Annotated in this window: 19 protein-coding genes; 9 read left to right on the top strand and 10 right to left on the bottom strand. The window is 65.2% G+C overall.

The window, feature by feature from the left end; all coding sequences use genetic code 11:
• Positions 1-115: 115 nt before the first annotated feature.
• The 4 genes from AU188_RS09995 to AU188_RS09980 are packed head-to-tail and all read left to right on the top strand — an operon-like array spanning position 116 to position 4,074.
• The gene (locus tag AU188_RS09995) at positions 116-811 is read left to right on the top strand and encodes a TetR/AcrR family transcriptional regulator (RefSeq protein WP_172799451.1); all 696 of its coding nucleotides are present in this window, start codon (positions 116-118) and stop codon (positions 809-811) included.
• Positions 783-2,084 carry an acyl-CoA dehydrogenase family protein gene (locus AU188_RS09990; RefSeq protein ID WP_059163569.1) on the top strand — a complete coding sequence of 434 codons (1,302 nt, stop codon included), beginning with the start codon at positions 783-785 and terminating at the stop codon, positions 2,082-2,084. Before AU188_RS09995 ends, AU188_RS09990 begins: the two co-directional genes overlap by 29 nt.
• Positions 2,085-2,116: 32 nt before the next feature.
• Complete coding sequence (locus tag AU188_RS09985; protein ID WP_059163568.1) at positions 2,117-3,109, top strand: phosphotransferase family protein; 993 nt, start codon at positions 2,117-2,119, stop codon at positions 3,107-3,109.
• Positions 3,106-4,074, top strand: coding sequence for an NADPH:quinone oxidoreductase family protein (locus AU188_RS09980; RefSeq protein ID WP_059163567.1), 969 nt, complete (start codon positions 3,106-3,108; stop codon positions 4,072-4,074). Before AU188_RS09985 ends, AU188_RS09980 begins: the two co-directional genes overlap by 4 nt.
• Before the next feature lie 12 nt (positions 4,075-4,086).
• On the opposite strand, the gene AU188_RS09975 is transcribed toward AU188_RS09980, so the two are convergent.
• From AU188_RS09975 to AU188_RS09965, 3 genes are all read right to left on the bottom strand, one after another.
• Complete coding sequence (locus AU188_RS09975; RefSeq protein ID WP_059163566.1) at positions 4,087-4,590, bottom strand: hypothetical protein; 504 nt, start codon at positions 4,588-4,590, stop codon at positions 4,087-4,089.
• Complete coding sequence (locus tag AU188_RS09970; RefSeq protein WP_059163565.1) at positions 4,587-5,204, bottom strand: TetR/AcrR family transcriptional regulator; 618 nt, start codon at positions 5,202-5,204, stop codon at positions 4,587-4,589. Before AU188_RS09970 ends, AU188_RS09975 begins: the two co-directional genes overlap by 4 nt.
• A 170-nt stretch (positions 5,205-5,374) precedes the next feature.
• The gene (locus AU188_RS09965) at positions 5,375-6,670 is read right to left on the bottom strand and encodes a cytochrome P450 (protein WP_059163564.1); all 1,296 of its coding nucleotides are present in this window, start codon (positions 6,668-6,670) and stop codon (positions 5,375-5,377) included.
• Positions 6,671-6,749: 79 nt separating this feature from the next.
• On the opposite strand from AU188_RS09965, the gene AU188_RS09960 reads away from it, so the two are divergent.
• Positions 6,750-7,418: a TetR/AcrR family transcriptional regulator gene (locus AU188_RS09960; protein WP_172799450.1), complete on the top strand. Its 669-nt coding sequence runs from the start codon at positions 6,750-6,752 to the stop codon at positions 7,416-7,418.
• Between the two features lie 149 nt (positions 7,419-7,567).
• On the top strand, positions 7,568-8,407 hold the full coding sequence (locus AU188_RS09955; protein ID WP_059163562.1) for a mycofactocin-coupled SDR family oxidoreductase: 840 nt from the start codon (positions 7,568-7,570) through the stop codon (positions 8,405-8,407).
• A 57-nt stretch (positions 8,408-8,464) separates the two neighbouring features.
• Here the strand turns inward: AU188_RS09955 and AU188_RS09950 are convergent, their stop codons facing one another.
• The 7 genes from AU188_RS09950 to AU188_RS09920 form a co-directional block, all read right to left on the bottom strand.
• Entirely contained in the window at positions 8,465-9,613 is a 1,149-nt protein-coding gene (locus AU188_RS09950; protein WP_059163561.1) for an acyl-CoA dehydrogenase family protein, read from the bottom strand.
• 44 nt (positions 9,614-9,657) lie between these two features.
• Complete coding sequence (locus tag AU188_RS09945) at positions 9,658-10,803, bottom strand: thiolase family protein (protein WP_059163560.1); 1,146 nt, start codon at positions 10,801-10,803, stop codon at positions 9,658-9,660.
• 2 nt (positions 10,804-10,805) lie between these two features.
• Positions 10,806-11,588 (bottom strand): enoyl-CoA hydratase/isomerase family protein, encoded by a 783-nt coding sequence (locus tag AU188_RS09940; RefSeq protein WP_059163814.1) that lies wholly within the window; start codon positions 11,586-11,588, stop codon positions 10,806-10,808.
• Positions 11,589-11,596: 8 nt separating this feature from the next.
• Entirely contained in the window at positions 11,597-12,808 is a 1,212-nt protein-coding gene (locus AU188_RS09935) for a CaiB/BaiF CoA transferase family protein (protein WP_082686566.1), read from the bottom strand.
• Positions 12,805-13,563 carry an SDR family NAD(P)-dependent oxidoreductase gene (locus AU188_RS09930; protein WP_059163559.1) on the bottom strand — a complete coding sequence of 253 codons (759 nt, stop codon included), beginning with the start codon at positions 13,561-13,563 and terminating at the stop codon, positions 12,805-12,807. Before AU188_RS09930 ends, AU188_RS09935 begins: the two co-directional genes overlap by 4 nt.
• A 19-nt stretch (positions 13,564-13,582) precedes the next feature.
• Positions 13,583-14,749 (bottom strand): acyl-CoA dehydrogenase family protein, encoded by a 1,167-nt coding sequence (locus tag AU188_RS09925; protein ID WP_059101982.1) that lies wholly within the window; start codon positions 14,747-14,749, stop codon positions 13,583-13,585.
• A gap of 138 nt (positions 14,750-14,887) precedes the next feature.
• Positions 14,888-16,183, bottom strand: a complete 1,296-nt coding sequence (locus AU188_RS09920) for an amidohydrolase family protein (protein ID WP_059163558.1) — start codon at positions 16,181-16,183, stop codon at positions 14,888-14,890.
• A gap of 259 nt (positions 16,184-16,442) precedes the next feature.
• Between AU188_RS09920 and AU188_RS09915 the strand changes: the two genes are divergently transcribed.
• Genes AU188_RS09915 through AU188_RS09905 form a run of 3 tightly spaced genes read left to right on the top strand, consistent with a single transcriptional unit; the run spans position 16,443 to position 18,654 of the window.
• Entirely contained in the window at positions 16,443-16,982 is a 540-nt protein-coding gene (locus AU188_RS09915) for a carboxymuconolactone decarboxylase family protein (protein ID WP_059163812.1), read from the top strand.
• 6 nt (positions 16,983-16,988) lie between these two features.
• Entirely contained in the window at positions 16,989-18,332 is a 1,344-nt protein-coding gene (locus AU188_RS09910; protein ID WP_059163557.1) for an aromatic ring-hydroxylating oxygenase subunit alpha, read from the top strand.
• Complete coding sequence (locus AU188_RS09905; protein WP_059163556.1) at positions 18,325-18,654, top strand: hypothetical protein; 330 nt, start codon at positions 18,325-18,327, stop codon at positions 18,652-18,654. The genes AU188_RS09910 and AU188_RS09905 overlap by 8 nt, the downstream gene beginning before the upstream one ends.

The raw sequence follows: 18,654 nt of genomic DNA, 5'->3' as shown, positions 1-18,654 counted from the left end.
GTCGCGATCCCTTCTGTGCACCGACGACGTCGACGAATCGTCTGCGGTGGATAGTTCCATACTTAGACAACCGTCAACTATTTTCAAGCCTCAACCTGCCTGCTACTGTGCCGTTATGGCGGATACCAGTGCGGCGGAAGCCGTCAACGGTGGTCAACGCCGGGCGTCGTATCAGCGCGCCAGGTCCCATGAGACCAAACGCGCCCTCGTGCAAGCGGCCATGGCGCTGTGGCGCACCAACGGGTACGCCAAGACGACGGTCGCCGACATCTGCCGGGCCGCGGGCGTGTCGAGGGCGTTGTTCTACTTCTACTTCCCGGCCAAGGAGGACATCCTCTTCGAGGTCGGGTTGCTGTCGACGCGGGCAGCACAACAGAAGATCCGGTCGCTGTTGCGTGGTGACTACGACGTCGAGGTCGTCATCCGGGAGGCGCTGCGCAGCCTCGAACGGTCGATGGCGCGCAATCCGCGCGAGCTGATCATCGAGACCATCCTCGAGGGCTACCGGCACGAGCATCGGATTTTGGCCGGCGAACTACCGGACGGCGCGGATGCAGACATGTTCGGCGAACTGTTCGCGAAGGCTCAGGACGACGGCAAGCTCGCGGCCTACATCGACGTGGCGCACCTGTCGCGGGTGGCTCAGATGCACGTCAGCGAAGGCGTACGCCACTGGGCGGGAGGCGGTTTCGGCGATCGATCGTTCGCCGAGGTCGTCACCGACGACATTGCGGCCTTCGTAGCCGGCTACAACATGCGGGGAAGAAGAGAGGAGCGCGAAGATGGCGTGGGATTTCGAGACCGACCCTGAGTACCAGAAGGTGCTCGACTGGGCCGACGAGTTCGTCCGCGAGGAGGTCGAACCGCTCGACCTGGCCTTCCCGGATCAGCAGTTCGTACCGCTGAACGCCAACCGCCGCAAAGTGATCGACCCGCTCAAGGAGGAGGTTCGGCGCCGCGGGCTGTGGGCCACTCACCTGGGCCCGGAGCTCGGGGGCCAGGGCTACGGACAACTCAAGCTCGCGCTGCTCAACGAGATTCTCGGTCGTTCGCAATGGGCGCCGATCGTGTTCGGCTGCCAGGCTCCCGACACCGGCAACGCCGAGATCATCGCCCACTACGGCACCGAGGCGCAGAAGGAGCGGTACCTGCGCCCGTTGCTCGAGGGCGAGATCTTCTCGTGCTACTCGATGACCGAGCCACACGCGGGCGCCGACCCGACACTGTTCCAGACCACCGCGGTGCGCGATGGCGACGACTGGGTGATCAACGGCTGGAAGTTCTTCTCCTCCAACGCCAGAACTGCGTCGTTCCTGATCGTCATGGTGGTGACCAACCCGGAGGTGAGCCCGTATCAGGGCATGTCGATGTTCCTGGTGCCGACGGACACACCCGGGGTCGACATCGTCCGCAATGTCGGGCTGCACGGCGAGCGCGAAGGCGAAGGCTCGCATGCGCTGATCCACTATGACAACGTGCGGGTGCCCGCCGATGCGCTGCTCGGCGGCGAGGGCCAGGCGTTCGTCATCGCCCAGACCCGCCTCGGTGGCGGCCGGATCCACCACGCGATGCGCACGATCGGGCTGTCGCGCAAGGCGTTGGACATGATGTGCGAGCGCGCGTTGAGCCGCGAGACTCAGGGCAGCCGGCTGTCGGAGAAACAGTTCGTCCAGGGCTACATCGCCGACTCGTACGCGCAATTGCTGCAGTTCCGGCTGATGGTGCTCTACACCGCGTGGGAGATCGACAAGTACAACGACTACAAGAGGGTCCGTAAGGACATCGCCGCCGTCAAGGTCGTGATGCCGACCGTGCTGCACGACATCGCCTGGCGTGCAATGCAGGTGCACGGCGCGCTCGGTGTCAGCAATGAGATGCCGTTCCTCGGGATGGTCACCGGCGCCGCCGTGATGGGACTGGCCGACGGCCCGACCGAGGTTCACAAGACGACGGTGGCCAAGCAGGTGCTGCGCGACTATCGGCCGAACTCAGACACGTGGCCGACGGAGTGGCTACCCGCCAAGCGCGAACAAGCTCGGGCCAAATTCGCCGAGTACCTGGAGAACGAGGTGGGCAACCTGTGAGCGGCGTCGACGTTGTCCGCCTTGCCGATTGGATGGACGCGGCCACGCTGCCCGGAAAGGGAGAACCTCTTCAGACACGGTTTCTGTCGGGTGGGACGCAGAACGTCATTTACGAGCTGCGCCGTGGCGAGCATCGCTGCGTGTTGAGAATGCCTCCGCCCGAGGCGCCTCCGGATCGAGACAAGGGCATTTTGCGCGAGTGGCGCATCATCGAGGCGCTCGACGGCACCGATGTTCCGCACACACCGGCCGTCGCGGTGTGCCCGGACGCCGCCGTGCTGGGCCGGCCGTTCTACCTGATGGGTTTCGTCGACGGCTGGTCGCCGATGGAGCTCGAGGATCGGCGGTGGCCTGAGCCCTTCGACTCCGACCTCCAGGCGCGCGCCGGACTGTCCTACCAACTCGCCGAGGGCATCGCCCTGCTCTCCAAGGTCGACTGGAAAGCCAAGGGTTTGCATGATCTCGGCCGTCCCGATGGCTTTCACGAACGCCAAGTGGACCGCTGGATCGCGTTCTTCGAGCGCATCAAGGGTCGCGAGATCGATGGCCTCGATGTTGCGACGGAATGGTTGCGCGCGCATCGACCGCTGGACTTCATTCCCGGCCTGATGCACGGCGACTACCAGTTCGCGAATGTCATGTACCGGCATGGCGCGCCGGCACAGCTCGCTGCGATCGTCGACTGGGAGATGGGCACCGTCGGCGACCCCAAGCTCGATCTCGGGTGGATGGTGCAGAGCTGGCCTGAGGACACCGCCGCCCCGACGAAGTCGGAGATGAGCTACGTCGACATGCGCGCAATGCCCTCGCGCGCAGAGGTTGTCGAGCACTACGCGAAGGTGTCCGGGCGCCAGGTCGACGACCTCGACTACTACCTGGTGCTGGCCAAGTGGAAGCTCGCGATCGTGCTGGAGCAGGGTTTTCAGCGGGCCGGTGACAACGAGAAGCTGCTCGCGTACGGGCCGATCATCGTCGAGTTGATGCGCTCGGCGGCCGATCTCGCCGAATCCAGCGACTACCGGTGAGGGCCGCGGTCTGCCCGCGGTACGGGCCGCCGGAGGTGGTGCAGATCCAGGATCAGCCGTCGCCTGCCGTCGGCGCAGGCAGGGTCCGGGTGCGCGTCCAGGCCGCCGCGGTGAACTTTCCCGACGTGTTGTTGATCGGCAACGAGTATCAGATCAGCGTGCCGCCCCCGTTCGTGCCGGGGAGCGAGTTCGCCGGTGAGATCGTCGAACTGGGCGACAATGCCGATCAATTCACCGTCGGCGACAGGGTGAGCGGCGCCGTCCTGCAAGGCGCGTTCGCCGAGGAGGTCACCGTCCCGGCCGAGGGCCTTGCGCACATCCCCGACAGTGTCGACGACCGCACCGCGGCCGCCTTCGGCGTGGCGTATCGCACCGCGTACCACACGCTGCGCTCGATGGCTCGGATCCAGAGCGGCGAAGAGTTGATCGTGCTCGGTGCGGGCGGCGGCGTCGGCCTGGCCGCCGTGCAACTCGGCGTCGCGCTCGGTGCCTCGGTCACCGCCGTCGCATCGACGGACGAAAAGCTGACAGCCGCTGCGAGTTACGGCGCCCGCCACGTCATCAACCACCGCGCCGACAACGTGAGAGACGCGCTACGCGGGACCCTGCCCGATGGCGCACACGCCGTCGTCGACCCGGTTGGCGGTGAGCTTTCCGAACCCGCGCTGCGGTCGCTGCGCCGTAGCGGTCGATTCGTCACGGTCGGGTTCGCTTCCGGCGTCATTCCCCGCATCCCCCTGAACCTGGTGTTGATGAAGGGCGTGCAGGTATTGGGTTTTCAGTTCCACGACGTCCCGCCCGACGAGTTTGCCCGCAACGAATCCGAGTTACGCGAACTTCTGGTCAGCGGCCGCGTCCGCCCGCATATCGGCGCGGTCTACCCGCTCGAGCAGACGGTTGAGGCGCTGCGCCACGTCGCCGACGGACGCGCGGTCGGCAAGGTGGTCATCGACCTCACGTCATAGCGGGCGTCGAGACTAGCTGGCGGGCACCAGGTCCGCGGCAACCGAAACCATCATCCCGCAGCGGAACGTCTCACAAGAGTGGACACCGCCCGTGCCCGAATCCTGGGCCGCGGCAAGCGCCTTGACCTTGAAAGCCCGTGCTGCTGCGCTCAAATGATGTTCGACGGAGTCAACGCTGCTGTCGAGTTCGGCGGGCAACCGCTCGCCCCACAGCGTCACCTCGGTGGCGCCCTGGTCGAGCGCGGTGCGCACGTGGGCGAGCACGCGCGGATCACGTTCGAACATTTCGGCCGCCACCGCGATCGTCTGGGGATGCGGCCGGTCCTGCCAGGCCTGCAGCACCGATTCCAGATCCAACGTCCTGGCGCCCAGGATCGTCAGTGGTCGGACGTCGTCGTCGCCGCCCACCAGGACGGTGACATCCCATCCGGCCATCACCCTGTCGTAGATCCAGCCGCCCGCGTACCTCACCGCGTCGGACACGGTGGGCGCGACGACATCCAGGCGGTACCTCATGTCGAGCTCCGTGGCGCCAACTCGCGCCCCAGCGACTCGGCGTACCCCTTGAACACCTCGGCCAACTGAATTGAGGGGTCGAGCAACCATAGGGTCTCCATTCCATAGATGAACGCGAGTATTTCCACGGCCTTGGCTGCCGCGTCGACATCTGTGCGGTACTTGCCGCTTTCCTGACCGCGCTGGATGATCCCGACGATGATGTCCACCGCGTCGCTGTAGCGCTTGACCAAGCGGTCGTGCAGCGGTGCATCGGGCGCGATGTTCTCCACCAGCAGCACCGTGAAGGTGCCGACCAGCTCGGGTGCGCGATCGAACCGTTCGGGGACCCGGCTGAGTTCGGTGACGAGGTCGCCGGAGCGGTAGTCGGCATGGATCGCGTCGTCGGCGTCGCGGGCGTCGAGCACCGCGTTGAGCAGTTGCTCCTTGGACTCGAAGTGGTGCAGCAGACCTGCCGGCGTGACGCCGGCTTCCTTGGCGATCTGTGCCAGCGACGTGTTGCGCCACCCGTTGCGCGCGAGCAGTCGTTCGGCCACCGAAAGGATGCGCTGCCTGCGGTCCTCGCCCTTGGCGAGGAGCGTGGCGTAAGGCCTCACAGATTCCGTGGCGGACACCTGACCCCTTCGTTCAACCAACCTAGTGAACACACAGTAGGTAGGTTTCGGCGCTGTGACAAGCATCTCAGCGAAAAAGTGTTTGGGTTGGCGTCACATGCGGCAGGTCAAAGGGCGATTTCGGTGTAGAAATGCGCGGCCAGCGCAACCAACTACACCGAAATCGCAAGTTAGCTGCCGGCTGAAGTGAACTCGATGTGCAGTTCGGTCAGGCCGCGCAACAGGAAAGTGGGTTCGTAGGCGTAGCGACGGTTGCCGGCGGGACCATGGACGGCCTCGTCGATGCGGATGTCTCGCGTGCGGTCCAGAAGGCGGCGGACCGTGATCTTGCCTTCGACGCGGGCCAGCGGCGCGCCCGCACAGGTGTGGATGCCGCGGCCGAACGCGATGTGTTCCCGCACGTTTTTGCGGTCCGGGCGGAAGTCGTGAGGATCGTCGAACTTGCGCGGGTCGCGATTGGCTGCGCCCAGACACAACATCACGATGGTCCCCGCCGGCAGATTCACGCCGCCGAGCGTGGTGGTCTTGCGGACCAGTCGGAAGTCCACCTTCGTCGGCGAGTGCATCCGCAGCGCTTCCTCGATGAACGCCGGGATACGCTCGGGGCTGTCCCGGAGAATCTGCTGATACTCGGGCCGGTCGCCGAGGGTCTGCACCGCCGCGCTGAGCAGCTTGGTGACTGTCTCCTGGCCCGCGGCGAACAGAAAGGTCGCCGGCTTGACCACTTCGATCAGTTCCGGGGTCGAGCCGTCGGGATAGACGGCGGTCGCCATGCCCGACAGCACGTCGCCACGCGGTTCGCGGCGACGATCGGCGAGATACCGGGCGAATTTGTCGTCGAGATACTGCAGCGGATCGAGCCCGACGGGCTCACCGTCGAGAGCTCCCACGCGGCTACCGCCCGGGCGCGCGGCGCCGAGCGCCGCCAGGAACTCCGGGCGGTCCTGCTTCGGCACACCGAGCAGGTCGATGATCGCCGACGTGGCAAAGGGTTTCGCGTATTCGGAGAGAAATTCGCAGCGGCCTTCCGATGACGCTGGATCGATGAACTGGTCGAGTTGGCTGTCGGCCAGCTGCCACATGTAATCCTCGTTTTCCTGGAGGCGTCGCGGCGTCAGCAGCTTGGTCAGCAGCGAACGCGCCCGCTCATGCGCGGGTGGATCCATCACGACCATGTGCTCGTGGATCGGAAACAGGTGTCGGTGCGCCTCGATCTGCTCGGTGATGTCGTCGCCCTCCGGCACGAAGGGCAGCGGCGGAAAGGGACCGCCGATCGCGTTGACCGCGGAGAACGAGTCGTGATCCTTGAACGCCGCCAGCACTTCCTGATAGCCCGTGACGGCCACGACTCCGTAGTTGGGCTCCAGGAAGACCGGCCCCTGCGCGCGCAGGTAGTCCCAGTACTCGTAGGGATTCTGACTGATCGCGTGATCTGCGAAGTAGTCCACCGATGCGAGATCGGTCATCAACGGCCGTCCTTTCGGTCACGGATCGAATCCGTCGTCAGATCATCCTGATCATTCGACCAAACTGTTAGGATGCGCCATGCCTACCACGAGGCCGGACGGACGGTCAAGCAACCGAGCGGCGGCCGGTCGCATGCCTTCGTCAGCGAAGGGCAGGCCCGCCGAGCTCGGCGCCCGGCAACGGCTGATCGACGCGACCGCCAAGATCATGCGCGACGACGGCTATGCGGCCGCGACCTCCCGGCGAGTGGCCGCGGAGGCCGGCGTCAAGCAGGCGCTGGTCTACTACTACTTCCCGACGATGGACGACCTGTTCGTCGAGGTGCTGCGCGCTGGTGCTGAAGTCTCGCTGGAGACCATGCGTGCCGCGCTCACCGACGATGACCCGCTGCGCACGCTGTGGTCGATAAACAGCGATCTGCGGGCGACGGCCCTCAACACCGAGTTCATGGCATTGGCCAACCACCGCAAGGTGATTCGCGCGGAGTTGAAGGCTTACGCGGAGCGGGTGCGCGACATCGAGACCGCGGCTGTCACCGTCGCGCTTCGCGCCAGGGGAATCGACCTCGAGCAGTACCCGCCCGTCGCGGTCTCGATGCTGATCGCACAGATCGCCCGCAGCCTGTGCAACGAGAGCGCGGTCGACGTCACGCTCGGCCACGACGAGATGCGGGCTTTCATGGAGCGCCAGTTCGACCTGCTGGCCGATACGTCGAGGGCCACGGCGCCGCCCGCGACCCGAGGTTGATCCGCCGCGCTCGGCGTCGACACCCGCTGTTCCGTCGTGGCCGGGTTGACAGCCGCGCCGATCAATGTCACGCTCCTGATCGATCGACCAGTTTTGATCGATCGACCAACACGGTTCGCATTCGGGCGGCCAGAGAATCGAGGTGCGACATGGGTGGGCGAGTCGAGGGCAAAGTGGCGTTCGTCAGCGGTGCGGCGCGCGGTCAGGGCCGCAGCCATGCTGTACGTCTCGCCGAGGAAGGCGCCGACATCATCGCCGTCGACGTCTGCAAGCGCATCAGCAGTCAGAGCGATATCCCCGCGGCGACACCGGATGACCTGGCTGAGACCGCTGATCTCGTCAAGAACCTCGATCGTCGCGTCATCACGGCGGAGGTCGACGTGCGCGACTACGACGCGGTGAAGGCCGTCGTGGACAGCGGCGTCGAGCAGTTGGGACGGCTCGACATCATCATCGCCAACGCCGGCATCGGCAACGGCGGAAACACCTTGGACAAGACCAGCGAGGAGGACTGGCGCGACATGATCGACGTCAACCTCTCGGGGGTGTGGAAGACGGTGAAAGCCGGTGTGCCGCATCTGCTGTCCGGCGGCCGCGGCGGCTCGATCATCCTGACGAGCTCGGTGGGCGGCCTTAAGCCGTACCCGCACACGGGCCACTACATCGCCGCCAAACACGGGGTCATCGGGCTGATGCGCACGTTCGCGGTCGAATTGGGGCAACACTCGATCCGGGTGAACGCCGTCTGCCCCACCAACGTCAACACGCCGCTCTTCATGAACGAGGGCACGATGCGGTTGTTCCGCCCCGATCTGGAAAACCCCGGCCCCGACGACCTGGCGGTGGCCGCACAGTTCATGCACGTGCTTCCCGTGGGTTGGGTCGAGCCGATCGACGTCAGCAACGCCGTGCTGTTCCTGGCGTCCGACGAATCCCGCTACATCACCGGCCTTCCGGTCACCGTCGACGCCGGCAGCATGTTGAAGTAGCCCGGCGATTTCGGTGTAGAAATGCGCGGCCAGCGCAACCAACTACACCGAAATCACTCAGAGCCCGAGCGATTTGGCGATGATCACCTTCATCACCTCGCTGGTACCGGCGTAGATGCGGGCCACCCGCGCGTCGGTGTACAACCGCGCGATCGGATACTCCATCATGTAGCCGTAGCCGCCGAACAACTGCAGGCAGCGATCCACCACGCGCTGCTGCATCTCGGTGCAAAACAGTTTCACGCGCGCTGCGTCAGCGGCGGACAACTGCCCATCGACGTGCAGACTCACCGCGCGGTCCAGCATGGCCTGCGCGGCCTCTACCTCCGTCGAACACGCCGCCAGTTCGAATTTCGTGTTCTGAAACGACGCCACTGGCGTGCCGAATGCCTTGCGGTTCTTGGTGTAGTCGATCGCCGCTGCGATCGCCGAGCGAGCCTGCGCGACGGATCCCACCGCGACGGTGAGCCGCTCCTGGGGCAGGTTGTGGCCGAGGTAGCCGAACGCCTCGCCCTCCTCCCCCAGCACGTTGGCCGCCGGCACCCGCACGTCGACGAAGGACAGTTCCGCGGTGTCCTGGACCTTGCAGCCCATCTTCTCCAGCTCGCGACCCCGCGTGAAGCCCGGCATGCCGTCCTCGACGACAAACAGGGTGAGCCCCTTTCGCCGGTTGTCCGGATCGGTCGAGGTGCGCGCCACCACGATGACGAGATCGGCCTGCATGCCGCCGGTGATGAACGTCTTGGCGCCGTTGAGGATCCAGTCCCCACCGTCGCGCACCGCGGCGGTCCGCATCCCGGCCAGGTCGGAGCCGGTACCCGGTTCGGTCATCGCGACGGCGGTCAACAACTCGCCCGACGCCAAGCCGGGGAACCAGCGGGTGCGCTGCTCGGCGTTCGCGTAATGCAAGAAATACGGCAGGATCACCTCGAGCTGTGTGCGCACCGTCGACAAGGTGACCAACGCGCGCGCCGCCTCCTCCTGAAGCACGACGTTGTAGCGGTAGTCGTCGGCGCCGGCCCCGCCGTACTCTTCGGGGATGGCCATGCCGAGCATGCCCAGCGATCCCATTCGCTTGAAGACCTCGCGAGGCATCCTTCCGCCCTTCTCCCACTCGGGATAGTGCGGAACCACCTCCTTTTCGACGAAGTCGCGGGCGAGTTCCCGGAACGCCTCGTGGTCCTCGGTGAACAGATTTCTTTGCACGACGATCCTTTGGTCAGTTCAGGCGATGAGTTCCACCGCCATCGCTAGGCGATGAGTTCAACCAGAGTGGCGTTGGCGGTTCCGCCACCCTCGCACATGGTCTGTAGGCCGAACCGAATGCCGTTGTCGCGCATGTGGTTCAGCATCCGGGTCATCAGCACCGCGCCGGACGCGCCGAGCGGATGCCCGAGCGCGATCGCGCCGCCGAGCGGATTCAGTTTGCTTTCGTCGACACCCGTCTCGGCGAGCCACGCCAGCGGTACCGGCGCGAACGCCTCGTTGACCTCGAACACCCCCACCTCGTCGAGGGTCACGCCGGACTTGTGCAGAACCTTCTCGGTCGCGGGAATCGGGCCGGTCAGCATCAGCACCGGGTCAGCCCCGGTGACCGCGCCGGCGCGGTATCGGGCGATCGGGCTCAGCCCCAGCGCCACCGCGTTGTCGGCCGCCATCACCAGCAGGGCCGCAGCGCCGTCGGAGATCTGCGACGAGTTCCCCGCATGGATGACGCCGTCGTCCTTGAACGCGGGCTTGAGTCCCGCGAGTTTCTCGACGGTGCTCCCCCGCCGCACCCCTTCGTCGGCGACCACGGGCTCACCCTCGGTGAACACCGGCATGAGCTGCCTCTCGAACGCGCCGCTGTCCTGCGCGGCGGCGGCCAACTCGTGCGAGCGCACGGAGTACTCGTCGAGCCGGGTCCGCGAGAAGCCCCACTTCTCGGCGATGAGTTCGGCCGAGATGCCCTGGTTGAACGAGAAATCCTTGTACCGGTCAAGCACTCTCGGGCCGTACGGCATACCGGTTGCCCGGGCCGCTCCGAGCGGCACCCGGCTCATCACCTCGACGCCACCGGCGACGACGACGTCCTGCTGACCGGACATCACCGCCTGCACCGCGAAGTCCAGCGCTTGCTGACTCGATCCGCAGGCCCGGTTGACCGTGGTGCCCGGAATCGACTCGGGCCAGCCCGCGGCCAGCACCGAGTATCGCCCGATGTTGCTCGACTGGTCGCCGACCTGCGACACGCAGCCCCAGACGACGTCGTCGACGATGTCGGGATCGATACCCGCGCGCTCGACGAGCGCGTTGAGCACGATCGCGGACAGGTCCGCGGCGTGCATATCCGACAGCCCGCCGTTGCGCTTGCCGACGGGGGTGCGTACGGCCTCGACGATCACGGTCTCACGCATTGTCATCTCTCCGATCTGGACACGGCCCACCGCCCGGTGAAGGTGGCCTCACGTTTCTCGGCGAACGCCGCATACGCCTCTGACGAGTCTGCCGTGGCGAAGTTGCCCGGTTGCGCGCGGGCTTCGTTGGCCAACGCCTCACGCAGCGTCGCGTTGGCCCCGTCGTTGAGCAGCGCCTTGCTCTGCGCGAGCGCGACGGGCGGACCCGCCGCCAACCTCGCCGCCAGATCCTCTACGAAGCGGTCGATTTCGTCTGCGGCCTTGACCCAGGTGACCAGTCCGAGGCTGCGCGCCTCCTCGGCATGGATCATGTCGGCCAGCAACACCAGCCGCTTGGCCTGTTGCAGGCCGACGAGCTTGGGCAGCAGCCAGGATCCACCCAGATCGACCGACAGTGCTCGCTTCGAGAAGATCTGGGAGAACCGCGATTCCGGGGTCGCAACGACGAAGTCGCACCCGAGCGCGAGATTCCAGCCTGCGCCGACGGCCACGCCGGTCACCTTGGCGATCGTGGGCACAGACAGTTCGTGCAGGGCCAGCGCGACATCGGTGAGCCTGCGCAGCTTGTGCCGCGGGTGAATGTCCTCTCCGGTGCCGATGTCGGCACCCGAGCAGAATGCCCCGCCGGCGCCGGTGATCACCACCGCGCGGAGTTCGGTGTCGCGGGCCGCCGCGCGCAAGGCGTCGGCCAACTCCTCCCACAACTGCGCGTTGATCGCGTTCTTGCGTTCCGGCCGGTTCAGCGTCAGCGCACGGACGCCATCGCGGTCGGACGTCAACAGCACATGCTCGGTCACGAGTGGCTCGGCCCGATCACGCCCTCGGCCCGTAACCGCTCGAGATCGGCTGGGGTGAGCCCAAGTTCGCTCAACACGGCGTCGGTGTGCTGGCCCAGCCCCGGGACCGCGCCCATGCGCTGCTCGAATCCGCTGACCACCGGTGGCGGGCGCAGCGCCCGGATCTCGCCCTTGGGTGTGTCGACCGTGCGCCAGCGGTCCCGCGCCGTCAGCTGCGGATGCGCGACCACCTCGCTGGGCACGTTGTAACGCGAGTTGCCGATCCCGGCGTCGTCGGCGATCTTCTGGATTTCGGCGAGATCGTGTTGTGCGCACCAACTTCCGATGGCCTCGTCGAGAACCCCGCGATGCGCGCAACGGCCCGGGTTCGTGGCGAAGCGCGGATCGTCGGCGAGGTCGGGGCGGTCGATGATCTCGCGCGCCACCCGCTGCCATTCCCTGTCGTTGGTGGTGCCGAGCACCACGGTCTGCCCGTCGCGCGTCGGGAACGCGCCGTAGGGCGCGACGGCCGGTGAGCCGACCCCGAGAGGCTCCTGGTCGATCCCCGAGTGCTGGGTGTAGGTCAGCTGATAGCCCATGACGTCGGTCATCACGTCGAACAGGCTCAGCGCCACCGACGGTGCCGTCTCGGTGCTGGTGTTGTTGCGGCCGATCAGCAACGCCAGAATCGAGGTGGCCGCATACAGGCCGGTAGTGAAGTCGGCCATCGCCGGCCCCGGCTTCGCGGGCATGCCCGGATACCCGGTGACGGCGCACGATCCTGATTCCGCCTGCACGAGAAGGTCATACGCGCGCTTGTGGGAGATCGGCCCGCCCGGACCGTAGCCGTCGATTTCGACGGGGATCACGTGGGGGTGCCGCACCGCCAGGTCTGCGGGTGCCAAACCCATGCGGGCGGTGGCGCCGGGCGCCAGGTTGGACACGAACGCGTCGGCTCGGTCGAGTAGCCGGTGCAGCAGGTCCATTCCCTCGGGCGCCTTGGTGTTCAGCGTCACCGACTCCTTGCCGCGGTTGCACCAGACGAAATGCGCCGCCAGGCCGCCGGGCCCGTTGACCACATCGTCGTAGTCGCGGGCGAAGTCACCCCCGTTGGGGTTCTCGATCTTGATGACCCGCGCGCCGAAGTCGGCGAGCACGCGGGTGCACATGGGCGCGGCGACGGCCTGTTCCATTGCGACGACGGTGACGCCGCTCAGGGGAGCCGTCACATCACCATTCCTCCGTCGACCGGCAGCACCTGCCCCGTGATGTAAGACGCCGCATCGGAGGCCATGAACACGAACGCACCCGCGACCTCCGACGGTTCGGCCCACCGCTTCATCGGGATGCGGTTCATCATGTTGGCCGCGAACTTCTCGTTCGTCCGGATGGTCTCGGTCATCGGCGTGGCCGCCAGCGGGGCCAGCGCGTTGACCATGATGCTCTTCGTCGCAAGTTCGCGCGCAAGCGATTTGGTGAACCCGATGATGCCCGCCTTGGCCGCCGAGTAATTGACCTGCCCCAGCGTGCCCGTTAGGCCCGCCGCCGATGTGACGTTGACGATGCGTCCGGTGCCGTCGGTCGGGATGTGCGGCAACGCCGCCTGCGTGACGTTGAATGCGCCCATCACGTGGATGTCGAACAGCAACCGAAAGGACTCCTGCGTCGTCTTCTCGAACATCGCCGGCTTCGTGACGCCGGCGTTGTTGATCACGATGTGCAGCTTGCCGTCGGCCAATGCAGCGGCCTGCGCAGCGGCGGCGTCGGCGGACTCACGGTCCGACACATCGAGCGCCGCGGCTTCGGCACGCTTACCGCTTGCCGAGATGCGTTCGGCCACAGCGGCGGCGGCGTCCTTGTCCACGTCGGTGACAAGCACGGCCGCGCCGGCGTCGGCCAGGGCCTGTGCGACGGCGGAACCGATGCCGCCGGCAGCGCCGGTCACCAGCGCCGAACGGCCGGTCAGATCGAAGTAGGTGCTCATTCGGTAGTGCTCTCCATCGTCAGTAACTACGGGGAAGGCCCAGGACGTGTTCACCCAGGAAGTTCAGGATCATCTCCTGGCTCACCGGTGCGATCTTCATCAGCCGGGACTCGCGGAAGTATCGCGACACGTGATATTCCTCCGAATACCCCATGCCGCCGTGCAACTGCAGCGCACGGTCGGCGGCGCCGAAACCGGCGTCGGCACATAGGTATTTCGCGGTGTTCGCCTCACGCCCACACGGTTTGCCGTTGTCGTAGAGCCAGGTGGCCTTGCGCAGCACCAACTCGGCGGCGTCCAATCGGGCCAACGAGTCGGCGAGCGGGAACTGCAGGCCCTGGTTCATGCCGATCGGCCGGTTGAACACGTGCCGCTCGTTGCCGTACTTGACCGCCTTCTCGAGCGCCACCCGCCCGATGCCCAGCGCTTCGGCGGCGATCAGCATCCGTTCGGGGTTCAGCCCGTCGAGGATGTACTTGAAGCCCTTGCCTTCTTCGCCGACCCGGTCACCCACCGGCACCATCAGGTCGTCGATGAACACCTCGTTGGAGCTGACGGCGTTGCGGCCCATCTTCTTGATCGGCCGGATGTCGACGTGGTCGCGGTCGAGGTCGGTGAGGAACAACGTCATACCGTCGGTCTTCTTGCTGACCTCGTCGAACGGCGTGGTCCGGGTGAGCAGCAGGATCTTCTCCGACTCCAGCGCCTTGGAGATCCACACCTTGCGACCGTTGACGCGGTAGTGGTCCCCCTCGCGTTTGGCGAACGTGGTGATCCGCGAAGTATCCAGTCCCGCACCGGGTTCGGTGACACCGAAGCAGACGTGCAGATCGCCGTTGACAATCCGCGGCAGCGTCGCGGCCTTGAGTTCGTCGGAGCCGTGTTTGACGACCGGTTGCATCCCGAAGATCGTCAGATGGATGGCGCTGGCGCCGTTCATCGCCGCACCGGATCGGGCCACCTCTTCCAGCAGCAGCGTCGCCTCGGTGATGCCCAGCCCATGCCCGCCGTATGCCTCCGGGATGGTCATGCCCAGCCATCCGCCGGAGGCAATCGCGTCGTAGAACTCCTGCGGGAACTCGTGTGCCAGGTCCTTTTTCATCCAGTACTCGTCGTCGAACTTGCTGCACAGTTCGGCGACCGACTTGCGGATGATCTGCTGATCCTCGCTCAGCTCGAACGTCATCCCCCCGAATGCGTCAGACACGTCTGTTCTCCTCTGCTCAATGGCGCACACGTCAGTGCGCCGGCGCGTGAACGCCCTTCCCGCACCGGCGCACTACGAGACGCTCCCCCGGTGGTCGGCCGGAGGACCATCCCATGTTCAGTCCTTGTTGCCGGTCAGCTCCTTGGCCCTCGCTGCAAAGTCCGCGAAATTCGCGCCGGTCTTCTCCTTCTTCGACAACGCTTGGATCGAGACGTCATGGCCCTCGGCGGCTTTGCGCAGGGCGCCGACGGTGGCCTGTTCGCGGCTGATGTGGGTGAACGGGTCCCAGTGGTACCAGCGCATCGCGTTCTCGTAGGTCATCTTGTTGATTTCGTCGTCGGGCACGTTGTTGGCCTTGAGGACCTCGTCGAGTTGCTCGGGGGCGCCGGGCCACATCGAATCGCTGTGCGGATAGTCGGCTTCCCAGCAGATGTTGTCCACCCCGATTTGGTGGCGCACCGCCACCCCCACCGGGTCGGCGATGAAGCAGGTCAAGAAGTGCTCGCGGAACACCTCACTGGGCAGCTTGCCGCCGAAGTCCTGACCCGTCCACGTCGAGTGCATCTCATAAGTGCGATCCACCCGCTCCAGGAAGTACGGAATCCAACCCGTCCCACCCTCACTCAAGGCGATCTTGAGCGTCGGATACTCCTTGATCGGACGCGACCACAACAGATCAGCGGCGGCCTGGACGATGTTCATCGGCTGCAGGGTGATCATCACATCCATCGGCGCATCCGGGGCGGTGATCGCCAACCGGCCCGACGAGCCGATGTGCACATTGAGCACGGTCTCGGTGTCAACCAGCGCATCCCACATCGGCTTCCAATGATCGAAATCATGGAAGCTCGGATACCCCATCGCCGACGGGTTCTCGGTGAACGTCAACGAATGCACCCCACGCTCGGCGTTGCGCCGAATCTCGGCCGCGCAGGCTTCGGGATCCCAGATCACCGGCAACGTCATCGGGATGAACCGTGCCGGATAGGCCCCGCACCACTCCTCGACGTGCCAGTCGTTGTAGGCCTGCACCAACGCCAAACTGAACTCCGGATCCTCGGTGGCGAACAACCGGCCGGCAAAACCCGGGAACGACGGAAAACACATCGAACCCAAAATGCCCCCGGCGTTCATGTCCTTGACCCGCTCATCAACCTGCCAACAGCCCGGCCGGATCTCATCCAGACCCTGGGGCTCCAGGCCGTACTCCTCCTTGGGCCGCCCGGCCACGGCATTGAGCGCGACGTTCGGGATCACCGTGTCGCGGAACTGCCAGGTGTCCGAACCATCGGGATTGTGCACCAACCGCGGCGCCTCATCGATGTACTTCTTCGGCAGATGATTCTTGAACATGTCGGGCGGTTCGACGATGTGATCATCGACGCTGATCAAGATCATGTCGTCCTTGTTCATGCCCGTTCCTTTCGTCGCATCCTCCGAGGCTATCCATCACGCTGTTCTCAATGTGAGGAAACTATCTTCTCACCGTACGAGAATCAATGTCCGAAAGCCACCCTAGGCCCCTCTGGCAGCACTGTTGGGCCTCGCGCCGCACCGTCGTGACCACCCGTTCCGGCCTCACACGTTGACCATTCCCGAGAAAGGTGGAAATCTATTGGCGAAATATGAGAACCTGATTCTCATAGCCGAGAGGACATGGGAAGGAGGCGCCTTGCGCGTGTCGCCGCTGCCCGCAGAACAGTGGGATGAAGCCGTCGACGAGGCCCTGTCGAGCATGGCTCCCGAACGGCGCAATCCCGAACTGGCGGGCAACCTGCTGTCGACGCTGGTTCGCCACCCCAAGCTGACCCGCGCCTTCCTGCGGTTCAACTTTCACTTGCTGTACGGATCGACGCTGCCGCCACGGCTACGCGAGTTGGCGGTGCTCCGCGTCGCGTATCTGACGAACTGTGAGTACGAGTGGCGACACCACGTCGAGATGGGCCGCGACGAGGGTCTGACCGATGACGTCATCGATGCCCTACAACGCGGTGAGGCCTCAGACGAGCTCGACCGGGCCGTACTGCATGCGGTGGACGAACTTCAGGACAAGTCCAACATCTCCGACGCGACGTGGGCTGCCTTGTCCGAGCACCTCGAGGAACGTCAGCTGATGGACCTCGTCTTCACGATCGGCTGCTATGGCGCACTGGCCATGGCGATCAACACTTTCGGCGTAGAACCCGACTCCGAAATGCACGCAGAGAGGTAGATAATCGTGGCGTTTTTCCCCAAACCAGCCGAGGGAAGCTGGACCGAACACTGGCCGGAGCTCGGTACCGCGCCGGTCGATTACACCGACTCGATCGACCCCGAACAGTGGAAGCTCGAGCAGCAAGCCATTTTCCGGAAGTGCTGGCTCAATGTCGGGCGGGTGGAACGTCTTCCCAAGAAGGGCAGCTACTTCACCCGCGAGATGCCGTCCGCGGGCCCGGGCACGTCGGTGATCATCGTCAAGGATGGTGACAACGAGGTGCGCGCGTTCTACAACATGTGCCGCCACCGCGGAAACAAGTTGGTGTGGAACGACTATCCCGGCGAAGAGGTGTCCGGTACCTGCCGCCAGTTCACCTGCAAGTACCACGCCTGGCGCTACAACCTCAAGGGTGATCTGACGTTCATCCAGCAGGAAGGCGAGTTCTTCGACGTCGATAAGGCCGACTACGGGTTGGTGCCGGTGCGCTGCGAGGTGTGGGAAGGCTTCATCTTCATCAACTTCGACAACAACGCCGAACCGCTCACCGACTACCTCGGCGAATTCGCCAAGGGCCTGGAGGGCTACCCCTTCCACGAGATGACGGAGACGTATTCCTACCGGGCCGAGGTCAATTCGAACTGGAAGCTGTTCATCGACGCGTTCGTCGAGTTCTACCACGCACCGGTCCTGCACATGAAGCAGGCGGTCAAGGAGGAAGCCGAAAAGCTGGCCAGCTACGGCTTCGAAGCCCTGCACTACGACATCAAGGGCAGGCACTCGATGATCTCGTCGTGGGGCGGGATGAGCCCGCCGAAGGACCTGAACATGGTCAAGCCCATCGAACGCGTGCTGCACAGCGGGCTGTTCGGACCGTGGGACCGGCCCAACATCAAGGGCATTCTGCCCGACGAGCTGCCGCCGGCGGTCAATCCGGCGCGCCATCCGTCCTGGGGCCAGGACTCTTTCGAGTTCTTCCCGAACTTCACGCTGCTTCTCTGGGCGCCGGGCTGGTATCTCACCTACCACTACTGGCCCACGGACGTGGACAAGCACATCTTCGAGTGCACGCTCTACTTCGTTCCCGCCACCAACACCCGCGAGCGGCTGGCGCACGAACTCGCGGCGGTGACGTTCAAGGAGTACGCGTTCCAGGACGCCAACACGCTGGAAGCCACCCAGACGATGATCAACACTGGGGTGGTCAAGGAATTCCCGCTGTGTGACCAGGAAATCCTGCTGCGCCATCTGCACAAGACGGCGTGGGACTACGTGAACGCCTACAAGAAGGAAAAGGGCCTCGAAAACGGTGGGGGCAATGGTCAAGCCACCTCGCCGGCGAGCCAGAAGGATGCGATCAATGCCTAAGTTGCCCGAAGAATTCGCCGACCTCGAGCGGTTCACCGACTGGTGCCTGCCCACCGAGGAGGAGCGCTATCAGAAGCGGCTGTCCTCGACGATGGCCGAGATGCAGGACTTCTACGACACCGCGTTCCCGCGGCTCGAGGCGGTCATGGAATACTGCGACGCCAGGTTCCCCCTGGACGGAATGCCCGACGATGCAAAGGCTCTCATCCACATGATGCAGTCACTGGTCAACGTGTCGTTCCCGATCGAAGTGTGGAAGCAGCCACGGGTGCTCGACAGTGGCGCCACGTACATCACCTGCATCAAGGAGCCGGTGGTCTAG

Origin of the sequence: Mycobacterium sp. IS-3022, assembly GCF_001500065.1 — a bacterium.
GTDB lineage: Bacteria > Actinomycetota > Actinomycetes > Mycobacteriales > Mycobacteriaceae > Mycobacterium.
Note: the sequence above shows the minus strand (reverse complement) of the source record. Positions and strands in the feature narration are given on the sequence as shown.